We start from the raw sequence: 14,815 nt of genomic DNA on the forward strand, positions 1-14,815 counted from the left end.
CCTTGCCCCCATGACCTCATGACCTCATGACCTCATCATACGATGACGGAATTTCGTGTTCACCGCTGAGATAAGTCGCGAGGATATTTGTGCGGACACTGCGGAGGGAGTCGGCGGTCGCTTGACATTCGGCCTCCGTGTCTGCGAACGCCTGCAAGATGCCAACGATTTTCGACTGAGTTTCGGAGCTCGTATCAGGCACTGGAATCTGCCGAAGCTTCTCGCCTGTCAGGTGGCGAATGGTCGTACCTGTCGTGAAGTCCTCAAGGCCGCCTGAATCCGCCAAATACTGCATGTAAAAGTACAGGAATGCGGGGTCCAATGCGTCGTTGCATCTGACGCGGTGGATCGCTTTCTGGAAGTAGATGCCGGGTAAATCCTCGGTCACGAGTGCAGAACGACCAACGATTCCGCCTTCGCAAATGAGCAGGTCCCCCTTGCGTAGCTCGAATTCGATACGGTCGACATCTGAGAGGGGCATCTCCTTGAGGTCATGAAGATCGATACGTCCCCACTGGACGTTTGCGTTGCGCAGGTACGGCCAGGAGCGATGGCTACCCGCAGTTGTGCTTGAAAGCATTTTGCCCAGCCGAGTCGATGCCAGTGCCAGCAGAGGCTTAGTCGAACCGCCGCAGAGGACCCCAAAGAGGGATTCAGACAAAGCAACCCGCACTCGTACAGTGAGTTCACCGCTCTGCACTGCCGATTCGATTGCCTCGTCCAGTGTTCCTATCAGGTCGACAATGCGCCGTTGCTCGCGGAGATTGGGCACAGCCATTCCGAGTGAAAGAAACTTCGACACGTCAAGGCGAACACGGTTAGTAGTGCCAGCTGAAACAGAATCGCAGAGGTCAGAAAACTGGGTGCTGCGCGCGACGATATCCATGTAAGCCGGCGACATCACGGAGGTATCCACCGAATACGAGAGAAAATCCCCGGTTACCACAGCGCCGTCGAGCTCTGGCGGCAAGAGGGAGTTGGACCCCTTGCGAGCGTCGATCTTGGAGATCATGAGATCGCCTGCACGCACCTCAAACCTCGCCGTACCAAGGTCGGCGCCCTTGACCACTTTCCGCAGCCGCGCCCCTCGCCCGTACAGCGGCAGTGTAACCATCTTGTAGTCCCGGTCAAGCACTATTGCTGGTGTCCGACGTATCGCTTTCAGGAACTCAGCAAAAGGTGTGATGTCCCGTGTCTCATGCATCGAAACCCGCTGCCTTCAGCTTCTCGTCGAGCACAGCCTGAGCTGCCATGAGCCGCTCCTGCGCCTCGCGCATGAGGACGATCGCCTCTTCGACATTCGCTTCCACAGCCGTCTCGCTCTTCAGGTACCGGCCGATGTTAAGGTCAAAGTGGTTCCGTTCGAGCTCATCTATTTCAACGAGGCGTGCTTTGACCCGACTTTCGGAATTGGCTGAGGCCGGCGCTCGGTAGGCGTTGCTGATAGCGGCGATGTCGTCGTCATCCATCGTGTTTTGGTTCTTGCCCGGCTGCAAGCGGTCCTTGCCGTCGATGAACAGAACTGATCCGATTCGCTCGGATGGCTTCGTCTTCCGAAAGATGAGAAGGCATACGGGGATGCTCGTGGAATAGAACAGATTGTTGGGGAGGCCGATGACAGCTTCGAGAAGATCGGCGCGGATCAGTTTCTCGCGGATAGCTGCTTCCTTGCCTCCGCGGAACAGTGCGCCGTGAGGCATAACGATGCCAGCGCGCCCGTCTCCGTCCTTCATAGTCGACACGATGTGCTGGATCCAGGCGTAGTCGCCGTTCTTCGCAGGTGGGACCTCCCCGCCAAATGCACGACCGTAGCTGTCGGAAGCCCAAGCGTCGGCCCCCCAGTTCTGGAGGCTGAACGGTGGGTTGGCCGCGACCACCGAATACTTACGGAGGCCGCCCGATGCAGTTTTCAGCTTCATGTCGTTGAACGTGTCGCCACGCACGATCTGGAAGTCGGTAAGCCCGTGAAGGTACAGGTTCATTTTCGCCATAGCGGCAGTCGTCAGGTTGTATTCCTGACCATAGAGGCTGAGCGTGCGTGCATCCCCGCCGCCGCCATTGACGGCGTTGACTGTTTCGATGAGGATGCCGGCCGACCCACACGCGGGGTCGCAGACGGAGTCGCCGGGCTGGGGGTCGAGGATGCTGACGAGCAGGTGCACGACGTGGCGCGGGGTGAAGAATTCCCCCGCTTTCTTACCGCTGGCTTCCGCGAATTCACGCAAAAGGTACTCGTATGCGGCGCCTAGGGCATCACCGGTGACGCTTAACGGATTAAGGGTGAGCTTGTCGAACGCGTCGAGCAAGTCTGTGAGCGCTGTCTCAGGGAGACGTTCTTTGTTCGCCCAGTTCACATCTCCGAAGACGCCATCGAGCTTCCCGAAGTTGGCCTCCTGGACGCGCAGAAGCGCCTTGCCTAGTTTCGAGCCGACGTTCCTAGCGGTGTCGATGACGTCATCCCAATGGCAGTCCTCTGGGATGATGAACGCCTGATAGGTCGATTCGATGTCGTCGGTGAGGTCTTCTCCGAAGTCGGCAATAGCCTGGGCGTGATTGAAATCCCAGCTGTCGCTTATCCATTTAAAGAACATCACCGGGAACACGTAGGACTTGAAGTCGCCCGGGTCGACGGGACCGCGGAGCGCATTCGCACCGGCCCACAGGGTGGCTTCCAATTGGCGCTGGGTGATGTGTGCTGGATCGGTGGGGGCAAGTGTCACTTTGGGTTCCTCTGTTGGGTCAAGGGGCGAGGAACGTTTTGCAGCAAAGCACTGAGCCCAACGCGGCCTGCGCCCCCAAGTTCAGGATAGACGGCAGACCGTCGCGACCGGCCCGGCCCACTAGGCGGTTGCCCGGACCCCACCCAACTGAAGTCCAGTTTTCGACGGGCTTCGACAGCGTGTGGCCCGACTCTAAGCACCGACACTTGTCGTCGAGACCGTTGTCGTCAAACGAGGGATCTATCTACATGCTCAGTGGCAACGCAGGCTGGCAACTCGCCACTCAATCCGCGGTGGATGGCAAGCTCCGGTCGTTCCGCTGTTCGGCTTGACCAGAGCCTTTCCTTGGCGCGCTGGGCCAATTCCGTCAGTGTGGCGAGCGGTACTGTGAATGAATGAAGAGCCGAACCAAATTCTCGAACGATGTCGCCGCTTTCGCACTAATCGACATGACCGAGCTGCGGGGCACCTGGGACCTATCTAGCACCCTGCTGCGCAACCTTCATCAGTGCACCTCCTTTTGCAAGTTCGCGAAAGGCACATTCCACGAGGCGAAGTTCTGCGACTACATGCTGGGCCTTGACCACCAGCGGGCACTTAACGATGCGACCGCATACTTGCTCGCCAACCCCGCTGGGCGAGTATCTGGCAGCCTTTCGATTTCCAAGGTATCGACGGGCCTGAGAGAAGGGTCGCCACAAGCGGAGTTGACTCTCTCGTTTCTTACCGACCCCGTTACGTTGAAGGCGCGCAGAGGTTTCGACAACGGACGCCACCGCGCAACGGCGCTTTTCGACGCTGGAGCGACAGGACAGATTCCGGTTCTCGATCTTCCGTAATTCAGCCGCAGAGCGCTGTCATATCGATCGGGTTCTGGATCCAGACGGCCTGTCGCGCTGCACTACACGGCCAGTAGCTTAAATTCGAACGGGCACCCGGCCCACACTCGATGTTTGGGCGGCATTGCGACCTTCCTTACCGTGAAGACGGTAGTCGTCGCGGACCTTGCTGGCGATTCGCCTATCCAGCCTGTCGGGTTAACGGCCCGACCAGTAACTGGAAACTAGCCTCTCGTTGTGAAGTCGACCATCATCTGGGCATACGGGGCGAAGGTTTTGTTATTTTCAAGCACAGGCCATTCGCGCCATGGGCCCGCAAAATTCAAGCGGCTGAACCTCTGCCGTGCCGGACTTTGCTCGATTCCCATGTACCAAGAATCGAAGTCTTTGAACTGATCGAGGGTGATATCAATCGTGAAGACAGCCCGACCTTCTGCGTCCCGCAGCTCGCGCCATGCGTGACCGGACAGCGAGCTGGGGAGCTTCATCTCGACGAACGTCCAATCGCCCAAACCCCGTACCGCGAGCACTTCGGCGAGAGCGATGGACGCCCACTCGCAGAGTCCCTGCGGGAAGTAGGTCTTCGCGCCGCGGAACGGCTCGTGCGGCATGTCCTGCAGCGCACCTCGTACTTCAACGGCAGTTGCACGAACCTGATCGAGATCGACGCGGCGCATCATGTTCACGCGACTTACTTCCGCTTGAGCGAGCCGATGGGCTTCAGCCCACGTCGACTTGCCAGCACCCGCAGGTCACGTCCACTTTCAGGTCGCGCAAGCTGACTCAGCACTTCCTTCTGCGTCTCGGGAGTCCAGAAGATCTTCAGCTGGCGCCGAGCCCGAGTGACCGCCGTGTAAAAGATGCTGTGGGGAATCTCGTCCTCGTTCGCATCAGTGATCACGACTTTCACGGATTCGTATTCGAGACCCTGCGCCTTGTGGATCGAGACCGCGTAGGCGACCTGGAAGGGAACGCTGCTGTTATTCCCCTCGTCGTCCTCATCGCTGTTGCCGCGCTCGTAGACTGAGAACCTGACCACCGAGCCGCTGACCCACTCAAGCTCCGTGCCGAACACATCGAACTCAGTGACGATCCGATCGATCTCCACATCGAATTGGATCCGTCCAGGGTGGCGCTCGATTGAGACGAGCTTTCCCTTGAGGTTGTTGTAGATCACGCCGCGGAAGCGTTCTGAGTCGTAGAAGAGGACAGGGTCGCCCACTTTATAGGTGGACACACCCCAGGTCACTTCCGGCTGCGGGTTGCTGCTCTGGAGAAACCGATTGATGTTGTTGATCCCGTAGAGCCCATCGTAATTCAGGCACAGGATGATCTCGTCGTCAAGCTGCGCCTCGAACAGCGTCTCGTCAAGCACGGTCGAGTAGCCATAGTGGGCGAGCAGTTCGTCGATGTTCGGATCGATCGCGCGGACCGCGCCCCAAAACTTCAGAAGGTTGTCGTTCTTGGTCCGGTAAGGATTGGTGAGTTCGAATACTGAGGTCGACGGGATATAGGCCGGGGCTAGCGTGAACCAATTTCCGAATTTGATGGACTCAATCTGGTACACATCGCCGACAAGTACCAGGAGCTTGAATTTTGTCCGAGTGAGCACTTTCAGCAGATCCTCGTTGCTGACGGTGCTGCACTCGTCGATGATAAGGACGTCGTATTCATTAGTGGACGGCCGCCACGTCTCACGCGCAATTGTACGAAAATCGGAGTTTTGCGCGGTGACCCGTCGCTCGAGGTTGTTCACGGCCGGGTTGGTGTGTGCCAGGAACAGTTTTCGCTTGTCATTGAAGTAGTTCGCGATGTGGTTGATGATGGTCGACTTGCCCGTTCCGGCGGCCCCGTAAATCAGCGCGACTTGCGACTCGCTGAACAACGACTTCAGGGCGTCGACCTTCAGCGGGTCGTCCACCGTTACGGTCGTAGTCTCCCGGAGCCATCGGTCAACAGCCTCCGAGTAACCGCCGATTCCCGACTTCGAATACTTCTGGAGCTCCTCGATAATCTCGACCGTATCGTCCTCATAGCTCCGAAGAAATAAGTGTCCGTTGTCCTCCTCGAGATCCCGCCGAGGGCGGTGTTTGTAGTAAAGCGCGCCGTTGTAGTCCGCTACCAGGGACGGCAAATCCCCGAAACTCTCAAGTTCTTCTACTGGTGTATAGAGCAACCCGCGTTGCTCGACGTTATTCTTCACGCGTCGCGCAAGTAGTTCGTGCTTGTGCGACGTCGAGTCGAGACTCTCGAAAAGATCCGCAAGGCGTGCGTTGTGGCCCATCGGGGACGAACAGAATGGCATCGAGTCGAAGGGCTTGCATCCGAACTGCAGGTTCAGGTTCGAGAGCCCACTCCAGGTCTCCGGGCTGTACTGCTGCTTCAAGATCACGTTGTTCATCCGCAACATCAAGTAGCGGATGACGTTGTGGCCGGCAGACTTGCTCGCGAACAGGCCTCGCGCTTTCTCGAGCACGGGGAAGATCTGTGCCTTCTGAACCCGTGCGGTCGCGTCGGCTTTGAGCCTCTCGAAGCGTTCGTCTGACAGCGCGACTGTGTCGAGGAGACTCGACTCAGTCTGCGTCAGATGCTCCATTAGAGTGCGGTACTCCGAGCTACCCGACTGCACCGTGGTGTGCATCCCTAGAAGCCGGGCGAAGTTGTTGAACTCGCACGGGCGGATAGAGACCTGCCAGTCGAGAATCACAGATATGGGCATTGTTTGCCCGAGCACATTAATCGACTCCGGCACCACAGTCAGGTAAGCCGCATACTTGTCGGTCATGTCCACGTCGGTGAATGCGATGATGCGGTCGAATTTGCTAAAACGATCCGTTGCCTGGCGGAACACCACTTCATAGAGGATCCGTCCTTTCGCGAAGAATGGACGAGTGCGGTGGATGTAATAGCGGTCACGGTCCCCTCCTGGCGTTGGGTCGGCGCGCACGGCCGCGATTCGCTGGGCAATTTTCTCGTGGTACTCGCGAAGCGACGGGTCGAGGTCGACCGGGAAGTCTTCCAAGTTTGTGAGGATCGCCATCCCACAGTCATCCTGGAGCAACTCCCGAATGCGGATGAGGTACTCGTAGTACTTCAGCATCAGCCGCTCGGACGTGTCACCGTCCATTGTGTAGTGCGACACACTCTCCTGCAGCAACTTGTGAAACCGATGGAGGAATTGGATACGTTTCTTGGCCGAACCGACGAATACCAACCCATCTTGGATTGCGGTGTAGGTGTACTCAGCGTTGTTGTCGCCCGTGTGAAGAAGCACGGCCGCACCCTCGACGAGGTTGCGTAGCTGCGCTAGGACGTTCAGAGAAAGAAGGCCACGGTCGTCCTTCTGCGCGGCGATACTCCTTGTGATTGCTTGATCCGCACCGCGGATCTGTTTCTCGACGCTTAGCATTTCGGTAGGGCCCCATACTCCGTCAATGATGCAGGCGTAAATCTGCAGCACCCGCGCTGAGCACCCATAGTCTCCCCCGTCTCGGTCTGGGCAGCAAATTGCACAACTGCCCAAGGATTGCTTTTTTCGGCCATTTCATCAGGAGTTTAGTCCTCAGGCTGGCACCGTCGCGAGAGTGCTTTCGTCGTTCTAGCCCGAAGGCCGCGAGTAGGCCCACATAGCCTGGGCACCACGAAACGTCGAACAATACGTTTGCGCTTCTAATATGACGTCTATTGCTCCATAGTCGAAGTCAGCCATGACTACACATTTGCACTGCACCGGGCACGAATTGCCGCGAGTGAGACACCGCCCATGATGATCGACTACAACGTCAGCGACCACTGGTCGGGTGATGCTCCTGACTGGCTCAAGTCGCTAGTTTCATCGCTCGACAGGCATCACGGCGTCAGCACCGTCCTGCCTCTCACCGTGATTATCGAAGAAGTAGCTGAGTGGGTTGAGCTCGCCAGCGGCGTAGATGCCTGGAAGAAAGCCGCCAACCGGACCTCACTGCAGCTCGACATTGATGAATCATTGGCAGCCCTTGGCCCCGCACTCACTGCGCAAATCGCGGCTGAGGTGGCAGCCTTCCAAACGGCACTAGTCGCGCTTTCAAGTAGCCCGTCAGTGGTGCTCGCACGGCCGCCCGGAACTCGCAATGATGCGGTCTGGACAGGCCTTGTCGCCGCGGCCCACAACCTGCTTGCGACACTCCATAGTGACAACGCAGCCCGCGCCAGCTGGGACGATTTGATCGCCGTTGCCCAGAGCCGCGGCCTCGACGGTCGGCAGTACCGCCCGATCTCAGAGCAGCTGTATATCCAACTTCAGCGGCGCGGGCACGACGCGGAAATCATGTTCCGCGAATTAGTCTCCATCGTCGCGTTTGGGCGTCAGCCTTGGGAGCTCCCAATCGGTGAGACGGATACGCCTCTTGAGGACCGACTTTCGAAGGCCCGCGATCTTGTGGGGACGCCAGCCGATGTGGAGCCCATCGTGGTGTGGCTGGGCTACAAGGGGCGCATCCATCTGCATTTCGCTGCTGGCCGTGTCTCGTTCTACCAGGCGCAGTGGGCGGTTCCAAACGCCGAGCCGGGCCGGTTCGAGTTCGACCACAAAGCGGAACTCTGGGAGCTGGTACACAACGGCTACACCTTCAATACTGACGAAGACTCTGATGTCGACACCCTCGTGCGCGTCGATCTCGGCAACACGACTCACGCGGGTGCGCTGGACCGAGCTACTGAGATTGTTGACGTAATCCTGAATGTCTCGATTCACCGTGCCGGCGGGATCCGTCCCCAGCTGGCTGAGCACGCGGTGCTGCGTTCTGGACAGACCGCGGGCGGCGGGCGTCGGGCTGTTCGCAATCGGACGGGCTTCCCCAACGACAATTATGGTGCGGGCATCACGTCCGAGGCGATCGAGCGGCACGGACCGCGGATCGCGGAGGCGCTCGCTCGCGAGGAACTCCCCCGATTCTTGGCTGCGGCGATTCAGGTACAGACGACCGCGGATCATCCATTCAGCCGAGACATGGCGCTTCGGACTCCGTCGGAAGCGGACATTAGCAGCGTGATCCCGCTCTCTGACCGAATCGTCCAGCACGTCGCCGCACATGCAGCCATGGATCCCAATGACTTGTTCAAGCTCCTTAGCGAACGGTGGTCGCATGCCCGGTGGCTCACCGATCTTCGGTATGCGGCGGGCATGTGTCTGCTCGGTGGCGGCAGCCGCAGCGAGCTACTCAACGAACTGACGCGCGAGTGGATGTCTGAGCGACCGGAGCTGCCTTGGATCCTCTACCTCTCGGATCGAGCCGACGATTTCCTATCGCTGTGCCGTCTGGAGCACGAGCGCGCTTGGATCGAGCGCATGCTCGCCAGCATTAGCGATCACGCCATTTACACAGCGCTAATCCACGTATACACAAGCGAGGGCACTGTCTTGGAAGCTCGTCGTCGCCGCATACGTAACGCGCTGGTGCACGGCAACCCCACGAGCTTCGCCGTCGTAGAGTCAGTGCGTGAATACGCCGAGTTTCTAGGCGGCAGCGCGCTCAACCTGGGGCTTGAGGCGTACGTCGAAGGCACCACTCCCTCCTCGGCGCTCACAAGCAGGACAGATGAGTTTGTCGCAATGCGAACGGGGCAGGATGCTGCAAGCTTCTGGCGCGGTTTACCAGACAGGCAGTCGAACGAGTAGCGGCCTGCTGAGAAACGATTCGATGTGTACGTGCTTCGGCATCTGGCCACGAGTCACGTTCGGCTCCCTCAACTCACGAACGAAGATCTACAATTACCCGCCGCCTGAGGCCAGGAAGAACTCGAGGGGGAACCGCATGAGGCTCCCACGCGACTAGCCCATCAGGCCAGAGTCACCAGTCCACAATTCGGACACAGCCAGTACGGTGTGTCATCCGGGCCGGTCAGCCGCAGTCGAACTAGGCACGAGGGACAATTCGGCCAGGCTGGAATTGCGTCATCATCCATGGAATGAACGATAGAGGCCCTAGGACGACGCCGTCGGACTTATTTTCATCCAAAGGGCATGTGGGTGTTAACGCCGACCGAAAACAGGACCATTAACGCCGATTGAAAACAGGACCACCGACAACTTGATGGGTATAACCCCTGACTTCAAGGTGCGGATCAATAGAGTCCTGTTGGATGAAGTCGACGGTCCGATGCTGCGGCACGTGCTACAGGACATGCGTGGCAAGTCGCGTGTGCTGCCGGCCCGAGTGAGGGACCGGCCGTCACGAGACGGACTAGCACTGCGCTGGGAGAAGTTCGCGGCCTGATTTCTAGGGACGAACACAGCAGCGGGATTGCAACGCTCTTTTCGGGCGCTGTCGAACAGCGCGCTTATAGCCCAATGGCAATGCAGCCAGCTGGCACAGTCAGTTGGACCAGCCCAAACGACCGCAGGATGCCGCCCGCGGAAGTATCTTGTTATCGTTTGCGAGGAGGCGTAAATGGCGCGAGTTGCACAATCAGATGACGAGCTTCGACAACACCTTCGAGAACAGATTGGATTCTTAAGAGACAGTTGCGTGCGGTTCGATGAAGGTAAGACTGAGTACGCGAAACAAGCCAGCCTGACCTTGCGAGTGCTCCTACATGACACGAGAGCAAGCCGCTCGCTCCTGGGCCTTCTCGGTCTAAAGAACAAGATGCGATTCTTGGATTCTGCGGGACAGATGTTGGAGTCAAACCTTGCCACTTCGGCCAATCTGGTGACCATGCGCATGACGATCACGGATGAGCATGGAAGCGTCCAGCCAAGCTATGTACCAGTGCTCGACGACTATGAGCATCGTACCCATCTGAACCGCCTTACTGCCTTTGGCAAGACCCGCGAGCCGGCGGCAGGGCGCGCGCTGGATTTCGACGATTGGTGGGATCTTAGCGTTGTGCGGGATGACGCCAGAAATGATTTCTCACGTCGCCAGCTCGTTCTTGCACTCTGCAATCAAGATGGGGGCGGACACATCGATCCGGAAGTTGACGCGGCGTACTATCGACTCACGCGCAGCAACTCGCTCGGATACGCCACTTTCGGAAGAGGGGATGAGACTGCCTTCGGCTCACCGGTTCCAGGGTCTGTACGCCAGATTGGGCATGAGGTACTGAGGTCGATACCGCGTTCCTGGGGCTGACCCAAACGGGACAAGTCGAGAAAGTATGAGCCTTCGAGGGCTCTGGAATGCCTCCGCGCAAGTCCCAGCCAAAGTGCCGGCGGCAGCGCGTGCGCGGTATGCGAAGCGCTTGAAAGGGCGACTGGAACGCCTCGACAACGACCCCACCCCAGCGCAGGGGGCCGACTTCCCCACAGCCTGGGGTGGATGCGCCCAAACGCCAAGCAGCGAGTCCGGTCCTCCAGCGGGACTGCATCCTGCCGATTTCTCGCGTCGCCCGGTACAGCATCGTCGATGTGGTTCCCGCCTGCCCTTCGTGTAACGCGAGCGAACGCCCGCAAGCGCCTCGACGAGCGCACGTTCCTGCTCCGCTACGCGACGATCCTGCCGACGCTCCGGTCAGCCGAGTAGGCGCCGGCATCCCACCGGGTCGCACCCCACCAGCCTCGTCCTCCTTCAGAGCACGTTACCCAACCGGTTACCTGGTGGTGGTACGGTATCCGAGGCCCAGGCAGGGCCACGACAATCTTCGATCGAAGGCGGGTGAGTAGCCATGGCTGGTGATAGTCCGCGCTCCACTCCCTTCGCGGTTGTTGTTTCGCCCTGACCTTCTAGGCCGGGCGTCGCGCCGGGAGTGGCGCGCTACTGAACCTCCCTTGCGAGGTGGCATTTGTGTGCCGTCGATTCTTGACGCGCCCCTGGCCGCCTTGGGCTTGCTCACGCGCTCTCGTCGACCGACCGACGGAGTACGACCATGGCACTCATCGACAACGGCATCTACGTGACCGGGCAGCGCACTTCCAGCCCGCAGAGCCTCGACGAGACCTACCAGCAGCTACGCGAGTGCGCGGGAATGGCCTGGATCGGGCTGTACCGTCCCGATGCGGACGAGATCCGCAGCGTCGCCGACGAGTTTTCGCTGCATCCGTTGGCCGTGGAAGACGCTTTGAAAGGTCACCAGCGGGCCAAGCTGGAGCGGTTCGGCGACACCCTCTTCGTGGTGTTGCGGCCGGCCTGGTACCTCGACGCCGAAGAGCGGGTGGAGTTCGGCGAGGTGAACGTGTTCATCGGTCCGGGCTTCGTGGTGACGGTGCGGCACGCCGAGAACCCCGACCTGGCCAACGTGCGCCGGCGGATGGAGGAGAACCCGGCGATGCTCGCGCTCGGACCCGAAGCCGTGCTGCACGCCGTGCTCGACGAGGTCGTGGACGCCTACTCCCCCGTCGTCGCCGGGCTGGAGAACGACATCGACGAGATCGAGAACCAGCTCTTCGGCGGCGACCCGTCGGTGTCCCGGCGCATCTACGAGCTACTCAGCGAGGTGATCGACTTCCAGCGCGCCACCGGCCCGCTGCGCGGCATGCTCGAGGCGCTGCTGCGCGGTTCGGAGAAGTACCAGGTGGACGTGGAGCTGCAGCGCTCGTTCCGGGACGTGCTCGACCACGTGCTGCGAGTCACCGAGCAGGCCGCGTCGTTCCGGGCGCTGCTGGAGAACGCGCTCGTCGTGCACTCCACCCTGGTGACGCAGCAGCAGAACGACGAGATGCGGCGCCTTTCAGAGGCCGGCCTGGCGCAGAACGAGGAGACCCGGCGGCTGTCGGAAGTGGGCCTGGAACAGAACGAGGAGGTGAAGAAGATCTCCTCCTGGGCGGCGATACTGTTCGCACCGACGCTGGTGGGCACGATCTACGGGATGAACTTCGACAGCATGCCCGAGCTGCACTGGGAGTTCGGTTATCCGGTGGCGGTGGCGGCGATGGGGCTGATGGGGTTGGGGCTGTGGGGGATTTTCAAGCGGCGGAAGTGGTTGTAGACGGTGGACATGCATTACTCACTTAGGCGTGCAAAGCGGCCGACACCGGTCCCTCGACTCAGAAATCTTGTCCTGACCGGTTGGCATTCCCGTTTTGTAAAGGCAAGGGATTGACCTTGACTAGATGGTGGAAAGCTCTCTTAAAATCTCTCGCTTGACTTCTTCCGGCAGTTCCCGCCACCAGGTTGGATTGGCAAACCAATGGTCCATTCCAGCCATCCAGGCCAGCGTTAGATTATCTAGGCTGGCTTCACCGTCGATGAACTGGAAATCGTAACTTTCGACGAAATGAGCATCATCGGCGGTTGACCCGAAGAGAGTCATCGTGTCATCTCCGTCTTTCATAGACGCCATGACGACCATGACGGACGGAGCACCGCTGGTGTCGAGCATTGTGCTCCCTGAAAACGCGACTCGCATGTCGCTCTTATGTCGATGGACCCTGACCCATCGAGGGAGCTCAGAGTCTCCAAGCGACTTCGTGAGGTCAGTGTGCACAAACTCCAAGTAGGACAGTCGACGCGCTTCTTCGAGAAACAAGAGCGTTAGGGGGTCGACGATTTTTCTCGTCCACTCGGCCTTTGCTTTCATGGAGATAGGTAGCGCATTAATGGCTTGCTCGTAGCAATCTCGCGTCACGTCCAGACGATCGCAGAACCACCGGCGTCTCCAGCGCTCACGAGCCGTTGTCCGCATTAGTTGCAGTAGATAGTCCTCCGTTGCCACGAATCGTTTGGCATTCTCAAACCTGCTGAAGAGCTTCTCGTGGTCAGTGCAGTACCCAGGGAAAGTGGATGCATCGTTTCGTCCCACCTTCTTGATGGTTGGCGATTGAAGATCCCTTAGGTCAGGGGTCACAACATGGCCGCATTCGGATAGTGGCGTTATTCCGGCGCCGTTGGCGATCACATGAGAGTTCTCAATTGCCTTCTCGGTGCACCCGATGAAAGAGCACGTTGTCTTCTTTGTCGTTCGACGAGGGAACTCGATTTCCCGCAGCTTGCTTTGCAAGGCAGTGGCGACCGCGGGATCACTTCTCAGCCCCGTAGATGCCATCCGAAACTCGCGCACACCTCTCGCGAATTCCGCCATAGCCTTTCCATCAGATGATCCTGACGTTGTGAAATCGTTCTCAACACTCACAGTTGCCCCCAACGATGACCGCCTGGAGTAAGTCTCGAGAGCAGCATTGCGAACCTATCAGGTTGTGGAGCAGAGCGGCCTCCGAGGAACGGTATTGCAGATCTGATCTGCATAAAAACGTCAGACCCGCGCGATGCAGTCCACGATGTCCGAGTCGCCCTGACGTGGAATCGGTCTCCGGGTCCGGGGAGCTTTCGATTGCGCCCTTCGAGGTGAACGGGAAACAAAGGCTTCGACATCAGTTCTGGAGAAGAATCCGGCCGTCGAGTCGACAGGTCAGGCAATTTTGAACGCTGTTAGGTTGAGCCGGTGACGTTACCGCTCTGGCTCGCCGATACGATCGCCAAACTCGTGCAGAAAGCACCGGGGTCTCCTCGGCTGGCTCCGGAGGTCGCCTTCGCGGAAATCCCGGCGCTCACCGAACACGTCACCATTCCCACCCGGCACGGCGTCATTGCTGCCGTGCTGTACTCCCCGGCAGGCGGCGCGGCCGGACGCGGTGTGTACGTCAACCTGCACGGCGGCGGATTCGTCATCCGTCACCCCGAACAAGACGACGCGCTCTGCCGCTACATCGCCGCCAACGCTGGGGTGACCGTGTTGAACGTGGACTACACCCCGGCCCCGCAGTCGCGTTTCCCCGGTCCCGTGGAGCAGGCCTACGACCTCGCCACCTGGGCGGCCGCAGCCGAACGGCCCTGGGATGGCAGCAAGCTGGCCATTGGCGGGCAATCCGCCGGCGGCGCCCTCGCCGCCGGTGCGGCACGCCTTGCGCTCGAACACGGCAGCCCCCGCATCGCGGTGCAGGTGCTGATGTACCCACCGTTGGATCTGACCGTCTCCGCCGCCAGCAAGAAGGCGGCCGGCAAGGAAACGTTCCTCGTGCGGATGGGACCGATCTTCGACACCGTCTACTGTCCCGACCGGGCCCGGCGCGGCGATCGGCTCATCTCGCCCGCCGGACCGAACGACCCCACGTCACTGGCCGGCATCGCGCCCGCGCTGGTCGTCACCGGTGAGAAGGACATCCTCCGCGACGAAGCCGTCCGCTACGCCGCCCGCTTGCAGGATGCGGGTTCTCTCCTCGCGCACCTCGACCTGCCCGATGTCGGGCACGGCTTCAACATCCTCGGTGCACCCCGCGAGGTCGTGCTTCCCGTCTACGCAGCCATCGCGCAGGCGATCACGACCGCCTTCGGATCGGAGTAG

The 14,815-nt window shown here is 59.6% G+C and carries 10 protein-coding genes; 5 read left to right on the forward strand and 5 right to left on the reverse strand.

Annotated elements, in window-relative coordinates; all coding sequences use genetic code 11:
• Positions 1-16 precede the first annotated feature (16 nt).
• Both BJQ94_RS13770 and BJQ94_RS13775 read right to left on the reverse strand, forming a co-directional pair.
• Positions 17-1,204 carry a restriction endonuclease subunit S gene (locus BJQ94_RS13770; protein ID WP_265397598.1) on the reverse strand — a complete coding sequence of 396 codons (1,188 nt, stop codon included), beginning with the start codon at positions 1,202-1,204 and terminating at the stop codon, positions 17-19.
• Entirely contained in the window at positions 1,197-2,720 is a 1,524-nt protein-coding gene (locus BJQ94_RS13775) for a class I SAM-dependent DNA methyltransferase (protein WP_265397599.1), read from the reverse strand. The genes BJQ94_RS13770 and BJQ94_RS13775 overlap by 8 nt, the downstream gene beginning before the upstream one ends.
• Positions 2,721-3,115: 395 nt before the next feature.
• Between BJQ94_RS13775 and BJQ94_RS13780 the strand changes: the two genes are divergently transcribed.
• On the forward strand, positions 3,116-3,559 hold the full coding sequence (locus tag BJQ94_RS13780; protein WP_265397600.1) for a hypothetical protein: 444 nt from the start codon (positions 3,116-3,118) through the stop codon (positions 3,557-3,559).
• 224 nt (positions 3,560-3,783) lie between these two features.
• On the opposite strand, the gene BJQ94_RS13785 is transcribed toward BJQ94_RS13780, so the two are convergent.
• Both BJQ94_RS13785 and BJQ94_RS13790 read right to left on the reverse strand, forming a co-directional pair.
• Positions 3,784-4,245 carry a hypothetical protein gene (locus BJQ94_RS13785; protein WP_265397601.1) on the reverse strand — a complete coding sequence of 154 codons (462 nt, stop codon included), beginning with the start codon at positions 4,243-4,245 and terminating at the stop codon, positions 3,784-3,786.
• Between the two features lie 5 nt (positions 4,246-4,250).
• Positions 4,251-7,019 carry an ATP-dependent RecD-like DNA helicase gene (locus BJQ94_RS13790; protein ID WP_265397602.1) on the reverse strand — a complete coding sequence of 923 codons (2,769 nt, stop codon included), beginning with the start codon at positions 7,017-7,019 and terminating at the stop codon, positions 4,251-4,253.
• 303 nt (positions 7,020-7,322) lie between these two features.
• On the opposite strand from BJQ94_RS13790, the gene BJQ94_RS13795 reads away from it, so the two are divergent.
• The 3 genes from BJQ94_RS13795 to BJQ94_RS13805 all read left to right on the forward strand — a co-directional run bounded on the left by BJQ94_RS13795 (position 7,323) and on the right by BJQ94_RS13805 (position 12,463).
• On the forward strand, positions 7,323-9,215 hold the full coding sequence (locus BJQ94_RS13795; RefSeq protein ID WP_265397603.1) for a hypothetical protein: 1,893 nt from the start codon (positions 7,323-7,325) through the stop codon (positions 9,213-9,215).
• 772 nt (positions 9,216-9,987) lie between these two features.
• Positions 9,988-10,671 carry a hypothetical protein gene (locus BJQ94_RS13800; protein WP_265397604.1) on the forward strand — a complete coding sequence of 228 codons (684 nt, stop codon included), beginning with the start codon at positions 9,988-9,990 and terminating at the stop codon, positions 10,669-10,671.
• A gap of 733 nt (positions 10,672-11,404) precedes the next feature.
• Positions 11,405-12,463, forward strand: a complete 1,059-nt coding sequence (locus BJQ94_RS13805) for a magnesium and cobalt transport protein CorA (protein ID WP_265397605.1) — start codon at positions 11,405-11,407, stop codon at positions 12,461-12,463.
• Positions 12,464-12,583: 120 nt separating this feature from the next.
• On the opposite strand, the gene BJQ94_RS13810 is transcribed toward BJQ94_RS13805, so the two are convergent.
• The gene (locus BJQ94_RS13810) at positions 12,584-12,856 is read right to left on the reverse strand and encodes a hypothetical protein (protein WP_265397606.1); all 273 of its coding nucleotides are present in this window, start codon (positions 12,854-12,856) and stop codon (positions 12,584-12,586) included.
• 1,059 nt (positions 12,857-13,915) lie between these two features.
• On the opposite strand from BJQ94_RS13810, the gene BJQ94_RS13815 reads away from it, so the two are divergent.
• Complete coding sequence (locus BJQ94_RS13815) at positions 13,916-14,815, forward strand: alpha/beta hydrolase (protein WP_265397607.1); 900 nt, start codon at positions 13,916-13,918, stop codon at positions 14,813-14,815.

It is taken from the genome of Cryobacterium sp. SO2, assembly GCF_026151165.2.
Lineage (GTDB): Bacteria > Actinomycetota > Actinomycetes > Actinomycetales > Microbacteriaceae > Cryobacterium.

Bases quoted from the DNA above. Each gene is read 5' to 3' on its own strand.
- BJQ94_RS13795 (WP_265397603.1), top strand. From the start codon at position 7,323: ATGATGATCGACTACAACGTCAGCGACCACTGGTCGGGTGATGCTCCT.
- BJQ94_RS13805 (WP_265397605.1), top strand. From the start codon at position 11,405: ATGGCACTCATCGACAACGGCATCTACGTGACCGGGCAGCGCACTTCC.
- BJQ94_RS13770 (WP_265397598.1), bottom strand. From the start codon at position 1,204: ATGCATGAGACACGGGACATCACACCTTTTGCTGAGTTCCTGAAAGCG.
- BJQ94_RS13810 (WP_265397606.1), bottom strand. From the start codon at position 12,856: ATGCTCGACACCAGCGGTGCTCCGTCCGTCATGGTCGTCATGGCGTCT.
- BJQ94_RS13780 (WP_265397600.1), top strand. From the start codon at position 3,116: ATGAAGAGCCGAACCAAATTCTCGAACGATGTCGCCGCTTTCGCACTA.
- BJQ94_RS13800 (WP_265397604.1), top strand. From the start codon at position 9,988: ATGGCGCGAGTTGCACAATCAGATGACGAGCTTCGACAACACCTTCGA.